At 66.8% G+C, this 21,755-nt stretch carries 20 protein-coding genes and 3 pseudogenes; 16 read left to right on the top strand and 7 right to left on the bottom strand.

The annotated features are described in order from the left end of the window. Window positions 1-4 precede the first annotated feature (4 nt). The 4 genes from IQ220_RS01810 (at window position 5) to IQ220_RS01795 (ending at window position 3,760) form a co-directional block, all read left to right on the top strand. Window positions 5-403: a hypothetical protein gene (locus tag IQ220_RS01810; RefSeq protein WP_193913047.1), complete on the top strand. Its 399-nt coding sequence runs from the start codon at window positions 5-7 to the stop codon at window positions 401-403. 114 nt (window positions 404-517) lie between these two features. After that, window positions 518-883 carry a VOC family protein gene (locus tag IQ220_RS01805; RefSeq protein ID WP_193913045.1) on the top strand — a complete coding sequence of 122 codons (366 nt, stop codon included), beginning with the start codon at window positions 518-520 and terminating at the stop codon, window positions 881-883. 229 nt (window positions 884-1,112) lie between these two features. Next, window positions 1,113-2,513: an AMP-binding protein gene (locus IQ220_RS01800; RefSeq protein ID WP_193913043.1), complete on the top strand. Its 1,401-nt coding sequence runs from the start codon at window positions 1,113-1,115 to the stop codon at window positions 2,511-2,513. A 5-nt stretch (window positions 2,514-2,518) separates the two neighbouring features. Beyond that, window positions 2,519-3,760, top strand: a complete 1,242-nt coding sequence (locus IQ220_RS01795) for an MFS transporter (RefSeq protein ID WP_193913041.1) — start codon at window positions 2,519-2,521, stop codon at window positions 3,758-3,760. Window positions 3,761-3,763: 3 nt separating this feature from the next. Here IQ220_RS01795 and IQ220_RS01790 read toward each other — a convergent pair whose 3' ends face one another. From IQ220_RS01790 to fldA, 3 genes are read right to left on the bottom strand one after another with little or no spacing between them, the layout of a single operon-like run. Next, window positions 3,764-4,501, bottom strand: a complete 738-nt coding sequence (locus IQ220_RS01790) for an NYN domain-containing protein (protein ID WP_193913039.1) — start codon at window positions 4,499-4,501, stop codon at window positions 3,764-3,766. Then, window positions 4,498-5,853, bottom strand: coding sequence for a (Fe-S)-binding protein (locus IQ220_RS01785; protein ID WP_193913037.1), 1,356 nt, complete (start codon window positions 5,851-5,853; stop codon window positions 4,498-4,500). The genes IQ220_RS01790 and IQ220_RS01785 overlap by 4 nt, the downstream gene beginning before the upstream one ends. Before the next feature lie 56 nt (window positions 5,854-5,909). Then, window positions 5,910-6,422 (bottom strand): flavodoxin FldA, encoded by a 513-nt coding sequence (fldA, locus tag IQ220_RS01780; RefSeq protein ID WP_186700033.1) that lies wholly within the window; start codon window positions 6,420-6,422, stop codon window positions 5,910-5,912. A 229-nt stretch (window positions 6,423-6,651) separates the two neighbouring features. Between fldA and IQ220_RS01775 the strand changes: the two genes are divergently transcribed. Then, complete coding sequence (locus tag IQ220_RS01775; protein ID WP_193913035.1) at window positions 6,652-6,888, top strand: hypothetical protein; 237 nt, start codon at window positions 6,652-6,654, stop codon at window positions 6,886-6,888. Window positions 6,889-7,035: 147 nt separating this feature from the next. On the opposite strand, the pseudogene IQ220_RS01770 reads toward IQ220_RS01775, so the two are convergent. Continuing rightward, window positions 7,036-7,653, bottom strand: a pseudogene (locus tag IQ220_RS01770) (chlorophyll a/b binding light-harvesting protein); the annotation flags it as partial. Between the two features lie 182 nt (window positions 7,654-7,835). On the opposite strand from IQ220_RS01770, the gene IQ220_RS01765 reads away from it, so the two are divergent. The 5 genes and pseudogenes from IQ220_RS01765 (at window position 7,836) to IQ220_RS01745 (ending at window position 11,863) form a co-directional block, all read left to right on the top strand. Then, window positions 7,836-8,060, top strand: a complete 225-nt coding sequence (locus tag IQ220_RS01765; RefSeq protein ID WP_186698211.1) for a hypothetical protein — start codon at window positions 7,836-7,838, stop codon at window positions 8,058-8,060. Window positions 8,061-8,178: 118 nt separating this feature from the next. Beyond that, a pseudogene (locus IQ220_RS01760) lies at window positions 8,179-10,049 on the top strand (carbamoyltransferase). After that, entirely contained in the window at window positions 10,049-10,444 is a 396-nt protein-coding gene (locus tag IQ220_RS01755; protein WP_193913032.1) for an SxtJ family membrane protein, read from the top strand. The pseudogene IQ220_RS01760 and the gene IQ220_RS01755 overlap by 1 nt, the downstream one beginning before the upstream one ends. A 22-nt stretch (window positions 10,445-10,466) precedes the next feature. Then, window positions 10,467-10,628 (top strand): DUF5989 family protein, encoded by a 162-nt coding sequence (locus IQ220_RS01750; protein ID WP_186698215.1) that lies wholly within the window; start codon window positions 10,467-10,469, stop codon window positions 10,626-10,628. A gap of 20 nt (window positions 10,629-10,648) precedes the next feature. Further along, window positions 10,649-11,863, top strand: coding sequence for an SGNH/GDSL hydrolase family protein (locus IQ220_RS01745; protein WP_193913030.1), 1,215 nt, complete (start codon window positions 10,649-10,651; stop codon window positions 11,861-11,863). A gap of 12 nt (window positions 11,864-11,875) precedes the next feature. Here the strand turns inward: IQ220_RS01745 and IQ220_RS01740 are convergent, their stop codons facing one another. Beyond that, window positions 11,876-13,318 carry an NADP-dependent isocitrate dehydrogenase gene (locus IQ220_RS01740; protein WP_193913028.1) on the bottom strand — a complete coding sequence of 481 codons (1,443 nt, stop codon included), beginning with the start codon at window positions 13,316-13,318 and terminating at the stop codon, window positions 11,876-11,878. A 90-nt stretch (window positions 13,319-13,408) separates the two neighbouring features. Here IQ220_RS01740 and IQ220_RS01735 point away from each other — a divergent pair, with 90 nt between their 5' ends. The 6 genes and pseudogenes from IQ220_RS01735 to kdsB all read left to right on the top strand — a co-directional run bounded on the left by IQ220_RS01735 (window position 13,409) and on the right by kdsB (window position 20,296). After that, window positions 13,409-13,852: a hypothetical protein gene (locus IQ220_RS01735; RefSeq protein WP_186698219.1), complete on the top strand. Its 444-nt coding sequence runs from the start codon at window positions 13,409-13,411 to the stop codon at window positions 13,850-13,852. A gap of 78 nt (window positions 13,853-13,930) precedes the next feature. After that, a complete protein-coding gene (locus IQ220_RS01730) occupies window positions 13,931-14,644 on the top strand; it encodes a heme oxygenase (biliverdin-producing) (RefSeq protein WP_193913026.1) in 714 nt (237 codons plus the stop codon). An 8-nt stretch (window positions 14,645-14,652) separates the two neighbouring features. Further along, entirely contained in the window at window positions 14,653-15,693 is a 1,041-nt protein-coding gene (locus tag IQ220_RS01725) for a glycosyltransferase (protein WP_186698223.1), read from the top strand. Window positions 15,694-15,720: 27 nt separating this feature from the next. After that, window positions 15,721-18,134 (top strand): annotated as a pseudogene (locus tag IQ220_RS01720) (UvrD-helicase domain-containing protein). Window positions 18,135-18,143: 9 nt separating this feature from the next. Then, window positions 18,144-19,514 (top strand): hypothetical protein, encoded by a 1,371-nt coding sequence (locus IQ220_RS16190; protein ID WP_370566308.1) that lies wholly within the window; start codon window positions 18,144-18,146, stop codon window positions 19,512-19,514. Continuing rightward, window positions 19,514-20,296: a 3-deoxy-manno-octulosonate cytidylyltransferase gene (gene kdsB, locus IQ220_RS01710; RefSeq protein WP_193913199.1), complete on the top strand. Its 783-nt coding sequence runs from the start codon at window positions 19,514-19,516 to the stop codon at window positions 20,294-20,296. The genes IQ220_RS16190 and kdsB overlap by 1 nt, the downstream gene beginning before the upstream one ends. A gap of 17 nt (window positions 20,297-20,313) precedes the next feature. Here the strand turns inward: kdsB and IQ220_RS01705 are convergent, their stop codons facing one another. After that, window positions 20,314-20,889: an HAD family hydrolase gene (locus IQ220_RS01705; protein ID WP_193913024.1), complete on the bottom strand. Its 576-nt coding sequence runs from the start codon at window positions 20,887-20,889 to the stop codon at window positions 20,314-20,316. Between the two features lie 5 nt (window positions 20,890-20,894). Further along, on the bottom strand, window positions 20,895-21,716 hold the full coding sequence (gene kdsA, locus IQ220_RS01700) for a 3-deoxy-8-phosphooctulonate synthase (protein ID WP_193913022.1): 822 nt from the start codon (window positions 21,714-21,716) through the stop codon (window positions 20,895-20,897). Window positions 21,717-21,755: the final 39 nt, after the last annotated feature.

Below are 21,755 nucleotides of genomic sequence, written 5' to 3'. Positions count from 1 at the left end.
AAGAATGAAACTCGCGGCAAAGATCGTAACCTGGCTTATTGCACTGTTCTATTCGTACGGCGCTGCAGTCCATGTGTTCAATATTCTGGGGGTCTCCGGCTTCGACTGGAGCGCAGCACCATTGAAGTGGCAAGTCCTTGACATACTGTACCTGGTCATCGACCTTCTCGTCTTCGTGGGGCTAGTACTTGGCTGGAAAATAGGATTCGCTGCCTTCTATGTTGCAGCAATTAGCCAGATCTTTCTGTATACAGTATTTCGAGATTGGATAGTCGACGTTCCAGCGGGCTTTACAGTAAGCGAAGCGCAACAGGGCTACCTGACTGCTTTGGTGATCTTTCATTGCATGACCGTCATTCTCTTCACATCGGCGCTGTGGATTCGAAGCAAGCCGGTTCAATGACTAACTTGTTTCAATCGGAACAAGTTCCGCCTAACAAGCGCAGGCAACCAGATGCCAGCAAAGCTGGCGCCGCCGGTGCGAAGCGCCATGCACAACCCTCAAACCAAGTGATCAATGGAAAAAGTTACTGGCATTGGTGGTGTGTTCTTTCGCGCCACCAACCCCGAGAAACTTTCGGAATGGTATAGGGTGCACTTGGGAGTGAACCCAATTCCATCAAACGAAATCCAGCTTCCCTGGATACAGGAGGAAGGGCCGACAATCGTTGCCCCCTTTGAGCGGGATACAGACTATTTCGGCAAAGAAACTCAAGCCTGGATGATCAATTTTCGCGTACGCGACTTAGCCAAGATCGTTGCGCAACTCCGCCAAGCTGGGGTTGAAGTTTCTACGGATCATCAAGAAATGCCCATGGGCAAGTTTGCCAGATTGCATGATCCAGAGGGGAATCCCATTGAACTTTGGGAACCAAGGCGCTAGCCACCAATGCCAGGTGGTTGTTGCCCAGAGTCTCCTCACGTGGTGGCGATTCCTCTGCTACCCCATGGTTTGTCTCATCTGATCTCCCCACCCCCCATCCCATCGCCATGCCCACCACCGGTCTGCAGCGCCTGCTGGACGCTGCGCTGAGGCGCGGTCCCAATCGGCCGGCGTTGTTGGCCCCGAGCCCTCCCCTGACCTATCGCGCCCTGGAGGATGGTGCTGCCTGGTGGCTGGAGGCCTGTGGGCCGAGGGCATCCGGCCGGGTGAGCGGGTGGCCTGGCGACTCCCCAACGGCCCCGAAGCCGTGCTGATCTCCCTGGCCTGCTACCGGATCGGGGCGATCTCTGTGCCGATCAATGCGCGGCTCACGGAGGAAGAGGTGAAGGCGATGCTGGCGCGCATCGAACCCGGGGCTGTGGTGCTGCCCGCCGAGCAGGCTGAGCACGCGGCTGCCCTGGGCCCGCCGGCACTCCCCTGGCCGGCCCTGCTCGGCGCAGCACCGATCGATCCGGTGCAGGATCTGCCGGAAGACCATCCGGCCCTGATCCTGTTCACCTCCGGCAGCACCGGCCAGCCCAAGGGGGTGGTGCACTCCCACCGCGGCTGCCTGGCCGCGATCGACACCTGCCGCCTGGCGCTTGATCTGCAGGCCGACGACGTGGTGCTCGTGGGCAAGCCCCTCAGCCATGCGGGCGGCCTGCAGACCCAGCTGCTGCCCAGCCTGCGCGCCGGTGCCCAGGTGTTGCTGGCGACGCGGCCTTCAGCGGCGACAGCCGCAGCCCTGATCCAGCAGCACGGGGTGAGTGAGTTCGGTCTGCTGGCCAGTGATCTGCTCGACTTCGTGGACCATCTCGAGACCCGGCAGCTGGCCCTTCCCTCCCTGCGCCGGGTGATCGGTTCGGGCGACACCGTGCCCATGGAGTTGCAGAAGCGCTTCCGCGAGCTGTTCGGCTGGCCGGTGCTTGAGGGCTGCGGCATGACGGAGGTGGGTGGCTACTACGCCATGCACCCGATCCATGGCGAGCGCAAGCCAGGCTCGATCGGACGTCCCACCCCCGGCACGGACCTGCGGATCCTGCCGGAATCGGGCAGCACCGAGGTGGCAGAAGGCGGGATCGGGGAGTTCGCCGTGCGCACGGCCTCAGCCACGATCGGCTACTGGAAGGATGCCAAGGCCACCGAGGCCCTGTTTCGGGACGGTTGGTTGATGACAGGTGATCTGGGCCGTCGTGATGCCGATGGCACGCTCTGGTTCTGCGGGCGGCGCAAGCTGCTGATCGTGCGGCGCGGCTCGAATATCGCCCCGGCGGAGATCGAGGAACTGCTCGATGCCCATCCGGCGGTGCATGCTGCCGTGGTGGTGGGCATACCCCACCGCCGCGACGGTGCCGTGCCGGTGGCCTGGATCCAGCCCCAGCCAGGCGCTCCCGCCCCGAAGGAGAACGTGTTGCTCACCTATCTGGCCCAACACCTGGCCGCCTACAAGCTGCCGGCGCACGTGCTGCTTACCGCCGAACTCCCCCGCAACTGCACCGGCAAGGTCGACCGCAGGCAACTGCGTGAGCAGGCCCTCGCCCGGCTGGCGGGGGAGGGGCAACCCCTCCCCGTTCCCCATCCAGAAGGCTGAAGTCCATGCACCTCGCGATTGTTGCTCTGATGGTGGTCTGCCTGGTGGATGTGATGGGGCAGGGGATCGCCTTTCCCATCTTCGATGCCCTGCTGTTGAAGCCAGACTCCAGCTTCCTGGCCGCCGGCAGCCCGCCAGGCCAGGGTGCCTTCCTCTACGGCGTTGCCATCGGCACCTTCTTCCTTACCTGGTTTTTCGGCTCCATTTACATCTCCCGCCTGTCCGACAGCATCGGCCGCAGGCTGGGCATCCTCATCTGCCTGCTGGGGTCGATCGCGGGCTATGGGCTGGCGGCGGCGGCGATCCCGCTGCACAGCTACCCGCTGCTGGTGGCCTCCAGGGCCATCACAGGATTCACCGCCGGCACCCAGCCGATCGCAGCCGCCGCGATGATCGACCTGGCCTCCAATCAGAAAGAGAGCACCCGCAACCTGGGCCTGGCGACGGTGGGGGTGAGCATCGGCCTGGTGCTCGGGCCGATCATCGGCGGTGTGTTCTCCGATCCGGCCATCCTGGGTGGCCTGGCCTCTCCCCAGTTGCCCTTTGTGGTGGGGGGGATCCTGTGCCTGTTCGCCCTGGGGCTCGTGGTGCTCGGCTTCCGGGACGTGGTCACGGAGCGGGTCCCGCTGGAGCTGAGCCCCCTGGCGATCTCCCGCCTGCTCACTCACGCGCTCGAGCGCCGCAGCGTGCTGCGCATCACGGCGGTCTACTTCCCCTACATGCTCTGCTTCATGACGTTCTACGTGTTCGCCGCTGCCGATCTCACGGCCCGCTTCGGCTATGGCGCCCAGGCGGCCAGCATCGGCATGGTGTTGCTCGGCATCGGGCTGGCGCTGGCCAGCGGTGTTCTGGTGGCGCCGCTGAACGCCCGCCTCTCCCAGCGCACGATCATGGCGCTGGTGGCGGTGCTGCTCTGCGGGGTGATCACGGCATTTCTGCTGGTTCCTTCCGGACCACTGGCCCTGGCACTGTTGCTGCCGGCCGGAGCGCTGCATGGCATCGGCTATCCCACACTGCTCACCGGTTATTCGCAGGCCGCCTCCACCGACGAGCAGGGCTGGGTGATGGGCTTCTCCACGGCGTTGTTCACCCTGGCGGCGGCGATCGTGTCGTTCCTCGGGGGTCAGCTCAGTGCTTCGGGACCGGCGGAGCCGTTCCAGTTCGCGGTGGTCTGCGGCGTCGTGGCCACCGTTGCCACCCTGCTGATCTGGCGGCGTCAGCCGCGGGCAGAAGGCGCGAAGCCATGAGCATCACCCCCCCCGCAGCCGCACCGACAGATGCATCTGCGGGCTGCCAGGGCTGATCGGCACTTCCTTCACCGTGAGGTAAGGCTGGGCCTTCACCAGTTCGCTCAGTTTGCGGAAGCCGTAGCTGCGCGCGTCGAACGACGGATCGTGCTTCTGCAGCAGGCTGCCCACCATGCCCAGGGGGGCCCAGCCGTCGTCCTGGGTGACGGCCGCGATCGCCTCACTGAGGAAGGGCTTGAGCGGGGGGACGCCGTCGTGGTCATGGCCGGCGCCGCCGCCACCGGAGCTGGGCCGGCCGCTGCCGCGTTTGAGCAGGTCGATGTAGAGAAAGCGGTCGCAGGCAGCCACGAAGGCCTTCGGCGTCTTGCGCTCCCCGAAGCCGATCACCAGCAGCCCCTGTTCCCGGATCCTGGTGGCCAGGCGGGTGAAGTCGCTGTCAGACGACACCAGACAGAAACCCTCCACCCGGCCGCCGTGCAGCAGATCCATCGCATCGATGATCAGGGCCGAATCGGTGGCGTTCTTGCCGGTGGTGTAGCTGAACTGCTGCACCGGCACGATCGCGTGCACATTCAGCACCTCCTTCCAGCTGCCCAGCTGGGGTGTGGTCCAGTCGCCGTAGGCGCGCTTCACGGTGGCGGTTCCCACCTGGGCGATCTCCGCCAGCAGGTCGCTGATCACGGCGGCCTGGGCATTGTCGGAATCGATCAGCACCGCCAGATTCGGTGCCTCCCGGGTCATCGGGGTTCTGCAGCGGCGGCGCTGCCCCCGGCCCGCCAGCTGCGATCGAGCAGCTGGATCGGATGCAGCACCGGCAGCGCGGCGGCGGCCTCACCATCGAGGTGGCGGCGCAGCTGCATGGTGCAACCGATGTTGGCGCTCGCCACCAGGGCCGCTCCGGTGCCGGCCAGATCGGCGGCCTTGATGCGGCCCAGCTCGGCAGCCTCCTCCGGTTGCACCAGGTTGTAGATGCCGGCACTGCCGCAGCACACGCCGGCCTCGAAGGCCTCGCTGAGCGTCAGGTGGGGGATGGCGCGCAGGAGATCCCGCGGCTCACTGTGCAGGCCCTGGCCGTGGATCATGTGGCAGGCGTCATGGAAGGCCACCGGCAGCGGCCGCTCAGCGTTGGCGGTGCTGCCATCGGCGTGGGGCAGGGCCTGCAGTTGTTGACGGAACCCCTCGCTGAGGCCGAGCCGGACCAGAAATTCATGGATGTCGGCCACCGGCGCCGGGAAGCCGCGGCTGGCCAGGTGGTCGTAGGCCTTCATGGTGTGGCCGCAGCCGGAGGCCGCCACCAGCACCGCATCCAGCGGCTCAGGCCCAGCAGGGCGGCCCGGGCCCACCACGGCGCGGAAGCTCTGCACCAGCGCATCAGCCAGCTGGCGGGTGTGCTCCTCTTCCCCCTGGTGGTGGGTCACAGCGCCGCAGCAGCCCTGCTCCGCCGGAATCACCACCTCAATGCCATTGGCGCTCAGCACCCGCACCGCCGCCGCGTTCACCTCCGGATCGAACAGCCGCTGCACGCAGCCCAGCACCAGCCCCACCCGGGCGCGGCGCTCGCCCTGGGCCGGCACCACCGCTGGGAAGCCATCGCGGAAGGCCTCGGGCGCCAGGGGCGGCAACAGGCGCTCCAGGGCTTCGATCTGGGGGCCGAGCAGGCGGGTGAGGCCACTGCGGCGCACGAGACCCTGCAGGGGGGTGCCGGCGTAGAGCCGCAGGGGGCTGAGGGCGGCCCGCAGCCGCCGCGGGTAGGGCAACAGAGCGAACAGCAGCCGGCGGAAGGCGTTGGCCGCCGGGCTGCGCAGCTCCGGGGCGTTCAGCTTCGGGCGGGTGGCCTCGATCAGCTGGTCGTAGCGCACCCCCGAAGGACAGGCCGTGACGCAGGCCAGGCAACCCAGACAGGTGTCGAAGTGCTTCGCCACCGTGGCATCGAGCGGCAGCTCACCGGCCTCGATCGCCTTGAGGGCGTGGATGCGGCCCCGGGGCGAGTCCATCTCCGTGCCCAGCACCCGGTAGCTGGCGCAGCTGGGCAGGCAGAAGCCGCAGTGGACGCAGGGGTCGGTCGCCCCCGCCGGTAGACCAGGAAGAGTCATGGGGTCAGTCTGCCGTCAGCGGGCACCCTCCTGGCTGGCTGCTGCGGCTTCGCCTGTCACACCAGCTCCCGCCGCAGCTGCTCCGCCCAGCGATTCAGCCGTTCATCGGTGAGATCGGGCTCGGAGTCTTCATCGATCGGCAGGCCGCAGAAGCGGCCATTCAGCACGCTCTTGGAGCTGTTGTAGTTGTAATCGCTGATGTCCACCTGGCCCACCAACCGGGCACCGGCCCGCTCGAAGGCGCGATACAGCTCCTCCATCGCGTCGCAGAAGTAATCCCCATAGGAGGAGGAATCCCCCAGGCCCATGATCGCCACGGGCTTGCCGTGCAGCTTCGTTGTTTCGATCGCCTCCACGTGGGCATCCCAGGCCGTGCCGGAACGCAGATCATCCGCGCCGGTGTTCCAGGTGGGCGTGCAGCAGATCAGAGCTGCGCAGGCCCCGAGCACCGAGGTGTCGTTGATGTCGGCCACATCAACGACGGCAGCAGCTTTCACCAGCGGCGCCAGGCGATGGGCGACATCTTCCGTCTTTCCCGTGGACGTGGCGAAGTAGATGGTGGGTACCAGCATGAGCAGAACAGCTCTAAAGAACTCGAAAAGTCTTGCCCTCGCCAGCGGCCATCTGAAGCCGGCAGGCCACAGCGTGCCGTGAGGATTGTCACGACTGCAGGTCGCCCGTGATCCCACCCCATCCAGCCCCCAGGGGTACGTTGGAGATGCTTTGCTGATCGCCAATATGAGCTCCCCATCTCCCTCCCCCAATCTGGTTTTGTGGGGCTGGGTCAGCCCCTCATCGGTGGCCTCTCCCAACACTTTCCAGCTGCTGATGCGGCTACGCCGCGGTGATGATCTCGCCGCCATGTCAAAGGACTATCCAGAACTCACGGCGGAGCAACTCGACCTTGCCCGCCATCTGCAGGACCGGGAGTCTGAGCTGCATCGCCTCTATCAGGACATGCAGCGGGTCGAAAGCAGCAAGCTTCAGCTTGAGCGTGAACTCACCCACTCCCTGCTGAACCAGCCCCTCGGCTGAGAGATCACGGCTGCTGAGCGATCACTGCTGCTGAGCGACAACAGAAAGCCCTGGCCAGCGGCCAGGGCGATGGGAGTCAGGCCAGCTCCATGGCCTCCAGAGCCTTGTTCACCCGCTTGAAGTCAAAGCCGATGGCACGCAGGGCATGACGTGGCCGCCGACCACATCCTCCAGGCTGCTGATCGAGAGAAAGTGGGTCTGGTACGACCAGATCGTGGCCAGATCCACGTTCGGCTGCACCGTGCGCACCGTCTGGGTCGCCGTGTCGTAGAGGCCATGGCGTTGGGCCCATTCCACCAGTGCCGTGGCGCCCAGGCCCAGGAAGATCAGATGGTGGCCGAGAATCACGCCCAGCTGCTTGTGGTCGCTCCAGTCGAAGTCGAAGCGCCGGGCCGTTCCCTCCGCCTCCGCCAGATCCAGCGGGGCCCGGAACAGATGCCACATGCCACCAGCGGCCAGCACCGCTGCACTCACCAGGTGAAAGGCGGCGATGGCCACGATCGCCTCCGGCTGGGAGAGCACGCCCCCATCACCCACACCAATGCCGAGGCGAGCCAGATTGGGCAGCAGGATCAGGCTTTGTTCACCAAGGGGCTGATCGGTGGAATAGCGGCTCAGCTCATAAATGGTGAAGGATCCGGCCCAGAACATGATCAGGCCGGCATGGGCAGCATGGGCCGAAATGAAGCTGCCCGACTGGCTGACAAAGCGAGAGTTACCAGCCCACCAGTCATAGGCTGGCTCTGGATTGCCGTAGGATTGCATTGATGTGACTGCATGGCCAAGCCAACCTATCGGCCGGAGAAAGTGGACACGTGGGCAAAGCTTCGCGTCGAGGCAGGGTTCACAACAAGACCCTGTGGCAAAAGGTACACCGCTCTGTCAGATCCTGTGGGTGCAGTTCAGCTCCATCCGGCCAAAGTGCCATGGATTGATCACAGCATTTCATGGGGAAACCAATTCCAGCCCGCTACAGCAAGCCCGAAGACCGCGAACGGCGCATGCTCTCGATCACGCAGCTGCGCGACTGGTGCATGGGGCACCTCTCGGAGCTGGCCGCCAACGGTCAACACGACGATGCCCGTGCCCTCACGGCCGAACACCTCGAGATCCTCGAGAAGGTGGATGCCACGCGTGTGCTCTGGATGATCGTGGAGCCAGGCCCCGCCTGAGGGCCTCCAGGCCCGCACCTGAGGCGTGGCTGGAGGAGCGCTCCAGGAAGGCAGCGGAGCGCTGGGGCAGTTCCCATGGCAGGATTCCTTCCACAGCCATGCCGGTTTGAACTCGCCTATGCGGATTCTTGGACTTTCGGCCTACTACCACGATAGTGCTGCAGCATTGATTGTGGACGGCGAAGTGGTTGCCGCAGCCCAAGAGGAGCGCTTCAGTCGCAAGAAACATGACGCTACCTTTCCCGCAAGCGCAGCTCATTATTGCCTCAGCAGCCAACATCTGACTCCCGCCGATCTCGATGCGGTGGTGTATTACGAGAAGCCGCTGCTCACATTCGAGCGCCTACTGGAAACCTACCTGGGCGCCGCACCACGCGGAGGACGCTCCTTTGTGGCCGCCATGCAGGTGTGGTTGAAGGAGAAGCTGTTCATCAAATCCCGCCTGAAGCAGGAGTTGCGCGCCCTCGCGAACCGCATGGCCGGCGACGTCCGTGGGGACGGGGCCAAGCTGCCTGAGTTGCTGTTCAGCGAGCACCATCTCTCCCACGCTGGGGCAGCCTTCTATCCCAGCCCTTTCGACAAGGCTGCCGTGCTCTGCATGGATGGGGTGGGCGAATGGGCCACCACCTCGGCATGGCTCGGCGAAGGCAAAGACCTCAAGCTGCTCTGGGAGATCAATTTTCCGCACTCTCTCGGACTTCTCTATTCAGCGTTCACGTATTACTGCGGGTTCAAGGTGAATTCCGGAGAGTACAAGCTGATGGGGTTAGCTCCCTATGGCCAACCACGCTTTGTCGACCTGATCAAGAAGCACCTGATCGATATCAAACCAGATGGCACCTTCTGGTTGGACATGCGCTACTTCAAGTATCACCGTGGCTTCCGTATGACCAGCCGCAAGTTCGACAAGCTGTTCGCAAGCCCAGCGCGCGAACGCGAAACGGAGTTGCGTCAGTTCCACATGGACCTGGCGGCGTCGATTCAGGCTGTCACTGAGGAAATTGTGCTGAAGCTGGCGCGAACCCTGAGGGCTGAAACAGGGGCCACCAATCTGTGCCTGTCTGGTGGTGTCGCCCTCAACTGCGTTGCCAACGGCAAGCTGCTGCGGCAGAAGATCTTTGATCAGATCTGGATTCAACCCGCCAGTGGCGATGCCGGCTCAGCACTGGGAGCGGCCCTGGTGGCCTGGCACCAGCACCATCAACAGCCGCGTAAGCCCTGCGGCTCCCAGGCGGGGGGCGATGCCATGAAGGGGGCCTTGCTGGGCCCGCAGTTCAGCAATAAGGAGATTCGCAGCTACCTCGACTCGATTGAGGCCGACTACCAGGAGATCGAAGACGCACCGCTGTTTCTACGTCTGGCGGAGCTCCTGGACCAGGGGAAAGTGGTTGGCTGGTTCAATGGTTCGATGGAGTTTGGGCCTCGAGCCTGGGAGGGCGGTCGATCCTGGGCGATTCCAGAAATCAGGAGATGCAGAGCGTGATGAACCTCAAGATCAAGTATCGAGAGAGCTTCAGGCCCTTCGCACCGGCCGTGCTCGAGGAAGAGGCTTCCAGTCAATTTGAGCTTGACGCCTGCAGCCCATACATGTTGATCGTAGCCCCCTTGCGCGCAGAGCTCTGCATTCCCATGTCTGCCGAGCAGCAGCAACTCTTTGGGATCGAGAAACTAAGAATTTCACGTTCTAAACTACCCGCAGTCACCCACGTGGACTACACAGCCAGGGTGCAAACCGTAAATGCTTCGACCAATCCTCGCTTCTACAATCTCATCAGGGCCTTCCATCGCCGCACCGGCTGCCCAACCCTGGTCAACACATCATTTAACGTGAGAGGGGAGCCGATCGTCTGCAACCCTGAAGATGCCTATCGCTGCTTCATGCGCACGGAGATGGACGTGCTTGTATTAGAGAATCAGCTTTTGCTTAAGGAGAATCAGCAACCACAACATGCTGATCCAAGCTGGATGCAGGACTTTGAGTTGGATTGATGCGTACTGCCGTGCCAAGCCGCAAGCTGCTAAGGGAGTTTGGCCTGCTGGTGGGCAGCGTGATCCCAGTGGTGTTCGGCTGGCTGATTCCTGCGCTGCATGGGCACGCGCCTGTGCTGTGGCCCCTGCTGATTGGCCTGCCAGCCATCGGCCTTGCCCTGATGACTCCTGGGCTGCTGGCCTTTCCCTACCGCTGCTGGATGGCCCTGGGCCATGGGCTTGGCTGGATCAACAGCCATGTCATTCTTGGGCTGGTGTTCATTCTTGTGCTGCAACCCATTGCGCTGGTGATGCGGTTCAGGGGCCATGACCCACTGCGTCGCCGTGTCAGGAATAAGGACAGCTATCGCGAAACGCGCGCCCATTCGAGCATCAGTCTGAACCGCATTTTCTGATCACCTGCAACGGGAAGCCGCCATGGAAGCACTGCTTGATCTGCTCAAGGACGTCTGGGATTTTCTGAGGGTTCGCAAGAAATACTGGTTGGCGCCACTGATCATCACGATCGTGCTGATGGGTGGGCTGATTGTCTTCACCCAGGGGTCCGTGCTGGCTCCGTTTATCTACTCCATTTTCTGATGCGCCTTGATGCGTCCCGGATGCGCAGCTTTCTCAAGCTCTGTGGCATCAATGGAGCAGTTCTGATCATCTTCCTGCTGGCGCTGGAGGTGATCTCAGCCATGGTCTACAAATCACTTCCTGGTGGCTTGATCTCGAGGCGGCAAGGCCCTGTGAAGACATGGAACTTTGAGCTGCATCCGGCAGTTGGCCATGCCCATCAGGCCAGGGATTTCAAGATCAGTCCCAATGCCGATGGGTCTGATTCCAGCAGCACCCTCTTCACCCGAAAGACCTATGGCACAGGCAACGAGATGGCGCGGCTGCTCGTGCTGGGGGGATCCACAACCGATCCACTTGGCGTTCAGTTTTCGGGCGTGAACGGCACCTGGCCTGACCAGTTGGGCCGCTTGCTGGCCTCGGGGACTCCCCAGGCCAGGATTCAGATCACCAATGCGGCCATCGGTGGTGGCACCAGCTCCCAGGAAGTGGTGCGGCTTCTGGCCAGCTTCTCTGAAGCCGCACCTGGATGGGTGGTGAGCTTCAACGGCATTAACGAGCTCTATTTCGCCGACGAGAGTCTCTACGGATCCAATGACAAGATCTATGCCCCCAGAATGCTGCTCAAAGCCCTGGAAGATAAGCCCTTCAATCACATTCCCTATCGCGATCGCAGCTATTACTCCTGTGGCCTGCTCTGCTTCACAGACAACAGCGCCGTTCTGCGGCTCGCCCAGGTGCTCCTGGCCACTGCTGGATCTACAGCGACGGATCAGCCCGCCGCCAAGCCAGTGACGCTTGATCCCAACAAGCAGCAACGCTGGCTCTCTGCGCAGCCGATCTCCCAGCCAAGACAACAGGGTTTGGAGCGGGCTGCTGCGATCTGGAGCGACAACGTCAAAGCGATGCATGGCATCACCGCAGCTCGCGGCGCTCGCTATCTGGTGGTGTTGCAGCCCACGCTGGGCCTCGACCGCAACCGGGCCCAGCTGCTCGCTGATGGCCGTCTGGCCTCCGATCGCAACAGCGTCGATGCCGTGACCGTGGCCCTGCTTGAGCGCAAAGGCTATGTGGAAGAGATCAACGCGCTCTATGCCCATCTCCGGCGCTCCTGTGGGCAGCTGCCCTATTGCCTGGATCTGAGCCAGGCCAGCGAACTCACCACCAACCTCGCGCTGTACACCGATCCGCGCCACCTCAACGCCAGCGGCAATCAGCGCATCGCCGAGCTGATCGCCACCCGCATCAGACCCTGAGAGCCCCAGGGCTCAGCCGCCGAAGTGCCCCACCACGGCCTCGGCGAAGCCCGAGCAACTCACGGGATCCACGGGCGGCTCCATCAACCGGGCCAGGTCGTAGGTGACCTCACCCTTGGCGATGGCGGCGCTGAGCCCGGCCGTGATCAGGTCGGCGGCCTCCTGCCAGCCCAGGTACTCCAGCATCATCACGCCGCTGAGGATCACCGAGCCGGGGTTGATCCGGTCGAGGCCGGCGTGCTTGGGCGCCGTGCCGTGGGTGGCCTCGAAGATCGCCGCGTTGTCGCCGATGTTGGCCCCGGGCGCCATGCCCAGGCCCCCCACCACGGCGGCCGCCGCATCGGAGATGTAATCGCCGTTGAGGTTGAGGGTGCAGAGCACCGAATACTCCTGGGGCCTGGTCTGGATCTGCTGGAAGATGCTGTCGGCGATGCGGTCGTCCACCAGCACCATCGCCTTCCACTTGCCGTAGCCGTGGGTCTCGCCGATGGCGTCGAGCACCCCCTTCACCTCGGCGTCCACCGCCGCCTTCTTCTCGGGGGTGAGGCTGTCGTAGCCGGGCTCGATCAGGCGGGCGTTCTCCTCCACCGTGAGCCCGTGGTTGCGGGCCAGATTGTCGAGAATCCAGCTCTCGCGCTCGGTGACGCAGACGTCACGGAACTCGCTGGTGGCCAGCTCATAGCCCCAGTCGCGGAAGGCCCCTTCCGTGAACTTCATGATGTTGCCCTTGTGCACCAGGGTCACGTGGCGCTTGGCCCCCTCCAGGCCCAGGGCGTGCTGGATCGCCTTGCGCACATGGCGCTGGGTGCCGGCCTTGCTCACCGGTTTGATGCCGATGCCGGAGCCCGCCGGGATGCTGCGCTTGCCGAGCTTGCCGTTGGCCGGGATCACCACGTCGTTGAGGTGGGCGATCAGCTCCACACACACCGGATCGCTGGCCTCCCACTCGATCCCCATGTAGATGTCCTCGGTGTTCTCCCGGTAGACCACCACGTCGAGATCCTGGGGGCGCTTGTGGGGGCTGGGGGTGCCGCTGTAGTAGCGGCAGGGGCGCACACAGCAGTAGAGATCGAAGATCTGGCGCAGGGCCACGTTCAGCGAGCGGATGCCGCCGCCGATCGGCGTGGTGAGCGGACCCTTGATCGCCACGCCGTACTGCTCAATGGCGCTGAGGGTGTCCTGGGGCAGGTATTGGTAGGTGCCGTAGAGGTCGCAGGCCTCGTCGCCGGCGTACACCTTGAACCACTCGATGCGGCGCTCACCGCCGTAGGCCTTGGCCACCGCCGCATCGAGCACCCGCTGGGTGGCGGGCCAGATGTCCACGCCGGTGCCGTCGCCGCGGATGAAGGGGATGATCGGGTCGGGAGGCACCAGCGGCTGGCCGTTCTCGAACCGGATGGCGGTGCCGCTGCTGGGGGGGCTGAGCTTCTCGAAGCTTCCTGGGCTGGTCGCCATGCTGGTTGCGCTGGTAGCCATTCCTGCGGCACTGGAGGGTGCGGGGAGCCTAGGTTTCGCTCCTACGGGGTTCTGCTCAGGGGAAACGGCATGAACGCTGCCGATCAGGCCAGAAATCTGGAACTGGCCCAGGCGATCGCCTCGGCGGCGGCTCTGTTCCGGGTGCACTTCCCTGATGCCCGCGCCAATCTCAAGCCCTGGCGCGACGATCCCTGCACCCGCCAGTTCGACGACCAGGACAGTCTCGACCTCTCCTTTCACCTGCCCGGCTGGAGCCCCCGCAGCCAGTGCCGCTCCTTCCTGGTGCAGTTACGCCTGGCTGCCGCGCCCGGATCGCCGGCAGGCAGGCCGCGCCTGATCGGCGTGCTGATCCGGGGCCTCACCTACGAGTCCGAGCGTTGGCGGCTGGCCACCCTGGGCGACTGGCATCCCACCGGCAGCCACCCTCCGGACGCGATCACGGTGGCCAAGCTGCAGCAGTTCTGCCGCGAGCTCTTCGACCTGTTCGAGGCCAGCGGCGCCTGCGCCGCGTAACCCTTCGCAATCTGGGAACCCCGCAGGCAAACGCCACGCTTACCGTGACGTCCAGCCCGCTGCAAGTCCCCACCGGTCATGTCCGTTGCTCTCGCTTCCCAGCTGCGTGAAGGCACCAAAAAGGCCCACACGATGGCGGAGAACACCGGCTTCGTGAGCTGCTTCCTGAAGGGCGTGGTGGACAAGGTCAGCTACCGCACTCTGGTGGCCGATCTCTACTTCGTGTACTCCGCCATGGAGGAGGAGCTCGCCGGCCTGCGCGACCATCCCGTGGTAGGCCCGTTGGCCTTCCCCGAACTCAACCGCCGCGACACCCTCGAGCAGGATCTCGCCTTCTACTTCGGCCCCGACTGGTGCAGTTCCGTGAAGGCCACCCCCGCCGCCCAGGAGTACGTGGCGCGGCTGCACCAGGTGGCCAAGGAGAGCCCTGAGCTGCTGGTGGGCCACCACTACACCCGCTACATCGGCGACCTCTCCGGTGGCCAGATCCTCAAGAACATCGCCCAGAAAGCCATGAACCTGGGTGAACACGATGGTCTGCGCTTCTACGAATTCGCGGCCATTCCCGATGAGAAGGCCTTCAAGGTGAACTACCGCGCCACGCTCGATCAACTGCCGATCGACCAGGCCACGGCCGATCGCATCGTGGCCGAGGCCAACCAGGCCTTCCACCTGAACATGAAGATGTTCCAGGAACTGGAAGGCAACCTGGTGGCCGCCATCGGCAAGGTGCTGTTCGGCTTCCTCACCCGCCGCCAGCGCAGCGGCAGCACCGAAGCCGTCGCCGCCTGACGGCCCTGTTGCGTTCGCTTCGATTTCTGGTGCCCGGCACCGGCGGCCGGCTGAGGGGCGGCGGCCTGCTGGTGGAACTGCAGACTGCCCGCCTGCTGCAGCAGCTGGCTCCCACCGAGGTGGTGACCTACCGGCGGCGGGAGCCTGAGCGGCCCTTTCTGGCCGACCTGCTGCGCGCCGAACCTCTGGGGTCGCCCGCAGCCCGGCAGGTGCTCTGGATCGTGAGCTGGGGCTTTGAGGTGCCCGGCCAGCTGCGGGCCCTGCGGGGCCGTCCGGTGGCCTACCACGCCCACAGCAGCGGCTACGGCTTCCGGCTGCCGCCGGGGGTGCCGGTGCTGGCGGTGAGCCGCAACACGCTCGGCTACTGGGGCCAGTGGGCCAGCCGCAATCCCCTGGCCCTGGTGCCGAATGCCCTGGCGCCGATGTGGCTGCAGCGGGGCCGCCGTGACGGCTCCGGTCCCCGGCCGGTGGATGTGCTCGTGCAGCAGCGCAAGAGCAGCGCCTACCTGCTGCAGGAGCTGGTGCCGGCCCTGCGGCGGCGGGGGCTGCGGGTGGAGGTGCAGAGCGGCTGGGTGGACGATCTGGTGGACCTGTTCAACAGCGCCGCCGTGGTGCTCTACGACTCCGCCGACCACTGGCGCGTCAGCGGGGTGAGCGAGGGCTTCGGGCTGCCGCCGCTGGAGGCCCTGGCCTGCGGCTGCGTGCTGTTCAGCAGCTTCAACCACGCCCTGGCCGACAGCCTCGACCCCGGCCGCCTGGGCCACCAGCTCGGCTGCGGCACCCTCAGCGCCGACCTGGAGCGGATCTGTGCCGCCGTGGCCGATCCGGCGGCCTGGCGAGCCCCGGCGGCTGACCTTGAGGCGCTGCTGGTGACCAGCAGCGAAGTGGCCCTGCTGGAACGCTGGCGCGACGCCCTCAGCCTGGTGAACGACCACTGGGACCGGCTGCTGGCGGGGGAGCCTCCCCTTGAGGCCCCACCGCTGTGGCGGTTGCAGGCCCGGCGCTGGCGAGCCCGGCTGGGGCGGGTGCTGGCGCGGGGCGGTGCCTAGGGTGCGGCCAGCACTTCTGGCCCTTGGATGAGCGCCTTCCTGGCCGGCCTCAACGACGCCCAGCGCAAGGCGGTGGATCACCACACCGGCCCCCTGCTGGTGGTGGCGGGGGCGGGCAGCGGCAAGACCCGGGCGCTCACCCACCGCATCGCCCACCTGATCGGCCACCACGGCGCCGATCCGGCGGAGCTGCTGGCGGTGACCTTCACCAACAAGGCGGCCCGGGAGATGAAGGAGCGGCTGGAGCTGCTGCTGGCCCAGAAGCTGGCCCAGAGCCAGTTCGGCCAGCCCTGGAGCACCCTGCCGCCCCAGGAGCAGCGCCAGCTGCGCAGCCGCATCTACCGCGAGGTGATCAAGGATCTCTGGATCGGCACCTTCCACGCCCTGTTTGCGCGGCTGCTGCGCTTCGACATCGACAAGTTCCGCGATCCCGAGGGGCTCAGCTGGACCCGCCAGTTCTCGATCTACGACGAGGGCGACGCCCAGAGCCTGGTGAAGGAGATCGTGACCCAGGAGCTGGGCCTCGACCCCAAACGCTTCGAACCCAAGAAGGTGCGCTGGGCGATCAGCAACGCCAAGAACCAGGGCTGGCTGCCGGAGCAGCTGGAGGCCGATGCCGGCGGCCAGCGGGGCAAGCTGATGGCCGAGACCTACCGCCGCTACCGCCGCGCCCTGGCCGCCAATAACGCGCTCGACTTCGACGATCTGCTGCTGCTGCCGGTGCAGCTGCTCAGCCAGAACGAGCAGGTGCGCCACTACTGGCACCGCCGCTTCCGCCACGTGCTGGTGGATGAATACCAGGACACCAACCGCACCCAGTACGACCTGATCAAGCTGCTGGTGACCGACGGCCAGGACCCGGACACCTACGCCAACTGGCAGGGCCGTTCGGTGTTCGTGGTGGGCGACGCCGACCAGAGCATCTACAGCTTCCGTGCCGCCGACTTCACGATCCTGATGGGCTTTCAGGACGACTTCGGTGATGGCGCCGCCGATGAGGCCACCCGCACGATGGTGAAGCTGGAGGAGAACTACCGCTCCACCGCCACGATCCTGGCGGCCGCCAACGCCCTGATCGCCCACAACACCGAGCGCATCGACAAGGTGCTGCGCCCCACCCGCGGCGAGGGCGAGCCGATCCACCTCACCCGCTGCGACGACGAGATCGCCGAGGCCGAGGCGGTGGTGCAGCGCATGCGCCTGCTCGATGCCGCCCACGACGAGCTGCGCTGGGGTGACATGGCCGTGCTCTACCGCACCAACGCCCAGAGCCGGGCGATGGAGGAATCGCTGGTGCGCTGGGGCATCCCCTACATCGTGGTGGGGGGGCTGCGCTTCTACGACCGGCGCGAGATCAAGGACATGCTCGCCTACCTGAAGCTGCTGGTGAATCCGGCCGACACCGTGAGCCTGCTGCGGGTGCTCAACACCCCCAAGCGCGGCATCGGCAAGACCACGATCGAGCGTCTCACCGACGCCTCCAACCAGCTGGGCATCCCCCTCTGGGAGGTGGTGAGCGACGCCGAGGCGGTGCGCTCCCTGGGGGGGCGCTCCGCCCGGGGGCTGCTGCAGTTCCGCGAACTGATCAGCGACCTGCAGACCCGCAGCCAGGACGCGGCCCCCTCGGAGCTGGTGCAGCGGGTGATGGAGCAGAGCGGCTACCTGGCCGAGCTGATCACCGAGGGCACCGATGAGGCGGAAGACCGGCGCCGCAACCTCAACGAGCTGGTCAACGCCGCCCTGCAGTACCAGGAGGAGAACGAGGAGGGCTCGCTCGAGGATTTCCTGGCCTCAGCGGCCCTGGCCAGTGACGCCGACAGCAAGGACACCCAGCAGGACCGGGTGACGCTGATGACCCTGCACGCCAGCAAGGGGCTGGAGTTCCCGGTGGTGTTCCTGGTGGGGATGGAGCAGGGGCTGTTCCCCAGCTACCGCTCCCTGGAGGATCCCTCGGCCATGGAGGAGGAGCGCCGCCTCTGCTACGTGGGCCTCACCCGCGCCAAGGAGCGGCTGTTCCTCTCCCATGCCAGCGAGCGGCGCCTCTGGGGCGGCATGCGTGAGCCGGCGGTGCCGTCGGTGTTCCTGGCCGAGCTGCCCGAGGAGCTGGTGCAGGGCGACATCCCCCGCAGCGGCGGCGCCGCCATCCGCCGTGAACAGCGGCTGGATCGCCTCACCCGGGTGGATCGCCAGGAGAGCCGCCAGGTGGCGGCCGGCGGCGCGGCGGGGTGCCGGCCAACGCCGTGCGCCGCCGCGGGTCCGCGATTGGCGGCGGTGGCGGCAAAACCTGGGCGGTGGGGGATCGGCTGCGCCACAGCTCCTTCGGGGAGGGGCACGTGACCCACCTCTTCGGCAGCGGCGAGAAGATCTCGATCGCCGTGAAGTTCGAGGGCATGGGCCCCAAGATCCTCGATCCGCGCCTGGCGCCGATCGAGCAACTCTGAGCCGAAACCTTGGACGTTCCCGGCATTCCCGCGGTGCTCTCGGCCGCCCTGGCCGCGGTGGCGCGGCAGGGAGAGGCCTCCGGGCAGCGGCTGGCGCTGGTGGGGGGCGCCGTGCGCGATCTGCTGCTGCACCGGGTGCACAACGACCCCTGGCGCGGCGTGCCCGACCTGGATCTGGTGGCGGATGGCTCCGCCAGCGCCCTGGTGCGGCGGCTGGAAGCGACCCTGCCGCCGGGGGCCCTGCGGGGGGCCCAGGAGCACGGGGCCTTCGGCACGGTGGAGCTGGAGCTGCAACTCGAGGGGCAGACGGTGCTGCTGGATCTGGCCACAGCCCGCCGTGAGACCTACCCGCAACCGGGCGAGAACCCGAAGGTGGTGCCGGGCCGGCTCGCCGACGACCTGGCCCGCCGCGACTTCACGATCAATGCCATCGCCCTGGATCTGGCCAGCGGCGAGCTGCTCGACCCCCATGGCGGCCAGGCCGACCTGCAGCGGCGGCAACTGCGGCTGCTGCACCCCCACAGCCTGCGGGACGACCCCAGCCGGCTGGTGCGCGGCGCCCGCTATGGGGCCCGGCTGGGGTTCCAGCTGGAGGCCGGCAGCCGGGAGCAGGCCCGGCGCACCCTGGCGGCCTGGCCCTGGGCCTGGCATTCCGGCGAGCGGCCGGGCCAGGCGCCAGCCGCCCTCGGCACCCGGCTGCGCATGGAGCTGGAGCTGCTGCTGCGGCGTGAACCCTGGCCCCAGGCCCTGGCGCTGCTGCAGAACTGGGGTGGTCTGGCCCTGCTGGATGCCCAGCTGCAGGCCGATCACCACTGGCACCGCCGCCTGCGCTGGGCCCAGCGGGCCGGCCTGCCGCTGCTGGCGGCCCTGGTGGCCGGGGCCGCCGATCCCCTCGCCCTGGCCGAGCGGCTGCAGTTGCCCCACCGCCAGCACCCGGCTGCTGGCCCAGTGGCTGCAGCTGCGGGCCGCCCTGGCGGCGCTGGGCGGCGAGGCGGCGCCGCGCTCGGTGGTGTCCTGGTGTGCCGTGCTGGAGACCCCCGGGATCGCCCCCGAGGCCGTGGCGCTGGCGTTGGTCACGGGCACCGGCGCTCGCCGGCCACTGCTGCGCTGGTGGCTGCGCTGGCGGGATCTCCAATCGCCGCTGGGGGCCAGGGAACTGATCGCCCAGGGGCAGGCGCCGGGGCCTGGGCTGGGGGAGCGGCTGCGACAGCTGCGAGCCGAGCGACTGGAGCAGGAGAAGCTGTAGCGCCCTGGCTTCCGGTCCGAACCGTGGGGTGGTCTGGTCGTTCTGGACTCCTCCTCAAGCCCCCCACCCCGCAGCGCACCGCTCACCTGCCCCATAGGATCCGCCCAGCCGATCACCCCGCTTGGCCGCTGTGATGTCCTGCCCGGTGGTGGTGGCCGTTCCGGCGAGGCTGGAATCCTCGCGGCTGCCCGGCAAGGTGCTCGCCGACATCGCTGGCCGGCCGATGCTGCGCCACGTGCTCGAGCGCTGCGGCCAGGCCCGGGGGGTGGACCACGTGGTGGTGTGCACCGACAGCGAGCTGGTGAGGGAGGCGGCGGCCGCCTGGGGGTTTGCGGCCCTGATCACCTCCCCCCGTTGCAGCAGCGGCAGCGAGAGGCTGGCCTCGGTGGTCGACGCGCTGATGGCAGCTGGTGGCGGGCTCGCCGCCGAAACCCTGGTGATCAATGTGCAGGGAGATCAGCCCCTGCTCGATCCCTCGATCATCGAGGCGATGGTGGAGCGCTTCCGGGCCCTGGGGGCTCCGCCGGTGCTGACGCCCGTGTACCCCCTCGAGGCCGCCAAGCTGCACGACCCCAACGTGGTGAAGGTGCTGCGAGCCGCCGATGGTCGGGCCATCACCTTCTCCCGCAGCGCCCTGCCCCACGTGCGCGACCTGCCGCCCGAGCTCTGGGCCAGCCGCACCACCTACTGGGGCCACGTGGGCCTCTACGGCTACCGAGCCGATGTGCTGGCGGGCTGGGGGGCCTTGCCGCCTTCGCCGTTGGAGCAGCTGGAGAAACTCGAGCAGCTGAGGCTGATCGAGGCCGGCGTGCCGATCGCCACCTTCGTGGTGGAGCAGGACTGCTTCTCGGTGGACACCGCCGAGCAGCTGGAGCAAGCCAGGCGGTGGCTGAGCTCCTCTGCCGCCGGAGCCTGAGCACAGCACTGTCCTGATCAGCCGTTGCCGTCGCGCCAGCCCTGCCGGTGCAGGGCCTGCAGGGCGCCGCGCGCTTGCAGCAGCGCCTCCGCCAGCTCCCGCACGGCGCCGTGGCCACCCCGTTGCCGCAGCACCCAGTCGGCCCGGCGACGCAGGCCCCGGGCGGCATCAGCGGGCGCCACCAGCAGCCCCGCCGCCGGCCGCACCACCAGATCGTTGAGGTCATCGCCGATGAAGGCCGTGTGGGCCGGCGCCGCGCCCAGCTCCGCCTGCAGCTGCCGCAGCCCCGTCAGCTTGTCGCCCACCCCCACGCGGCAGTGGCGGATCTGCAGATGGCGGGCCCGGTGCTCCACCGCCCCGCTGCGGCCGCCGCTGAGCAGAGCCACCTCGAGGCCGGCCTGCTGCAGCAGCCGGATGGCCAGGCCGTCGCGCACATCAAAGCGCTTCACAACAGCGCCGGCCTCGTCGTAGTGGAGGCCGCCGTCGGTGAGCACCCCGTCCACGTCGCACACCAGCAGCTGCACCGCCGCCAGCCGCGGCCCGATCGCCAGACGCTGCAGGCGGGAGCGCAGGGCGTGCAGGGGGGCGGCCATGGACGTCAGTAGCTGCTGACGGCCAGGTCGTCCTGCACCACGGCGCGCAGCTGCATCAGCTGGCGCAGCAGGGCCTCCAGCCGGTGCAGGGGCACCATGTTGGGCCCGTCGCTGAGGGCCTGGTCGGGGTCGGGGTGCACCTCCATGAACAGCCCATCCACCCCCGCCGCCACCGCCGCCCGGGCCAGGGGCGCCACGAACTCCCGCTGGCCGCCTGAGCTGGTGCCCTGGCCGCCCGGCTGCTGCACGGCGTGGGTGGCATCGAAGATCACCGGGCAACCCAACGCCTGCATCTGGGGCACGCTGCGGTAGTCCACCACCAGGGTGTTGTAGCCGAAGCTGGAGCCGCGCTCCGTGAGCCAGAGGCGGCCGCTCTCGGGGGTCAGGCCGCCCTCCCCCAGCTTGTTCACCACCTGGGCCATGTCCCACGGCGCCAGGAACTGGCCCTTCTTCACGTTCACCACCTTGTCGGTGCCGGCCACCGCCTGGGCGGCGGCCTCAAGCAGGTCGGTCTGGCGGCAGAGGAAGGCGGGAATCTGCAGCACATCCACCGCCTGGGCGGCGGCGGCGGCCTGGTGGCTCTCGTGGATGTCGGTGAGCACGGGGATGCCCAGCTGCTGCCGCACCTCCTGAAGGATGGCCAGGCCCTCCTCGGCGCCGGGCCCCCGGAACGACTGGCCCGAGCTGCGGTTGGCCTTGTCGAAGCTGGCCTTGAACACGTAGCTGATGCCCAGCTCCTTGCAGAGCTCGCTCACCCGCTCGGCCACCTGCAGCACCAGATCGCGGCTCTCGATCACGCAGGGTCCGGCGATCAGGCGAAAGGTCATCGGGAGGGCCAGGGGGAGGGGGACAGGGGACTGGGCGGG

The organism is Cyanobium sp. LEGE 06113 (genome assembly GCF_015207615.1).
Note: the sequence above shows the minus strand (reverse complement) of the source record. Positions and strands in the feature narration are given on the sequence as shown.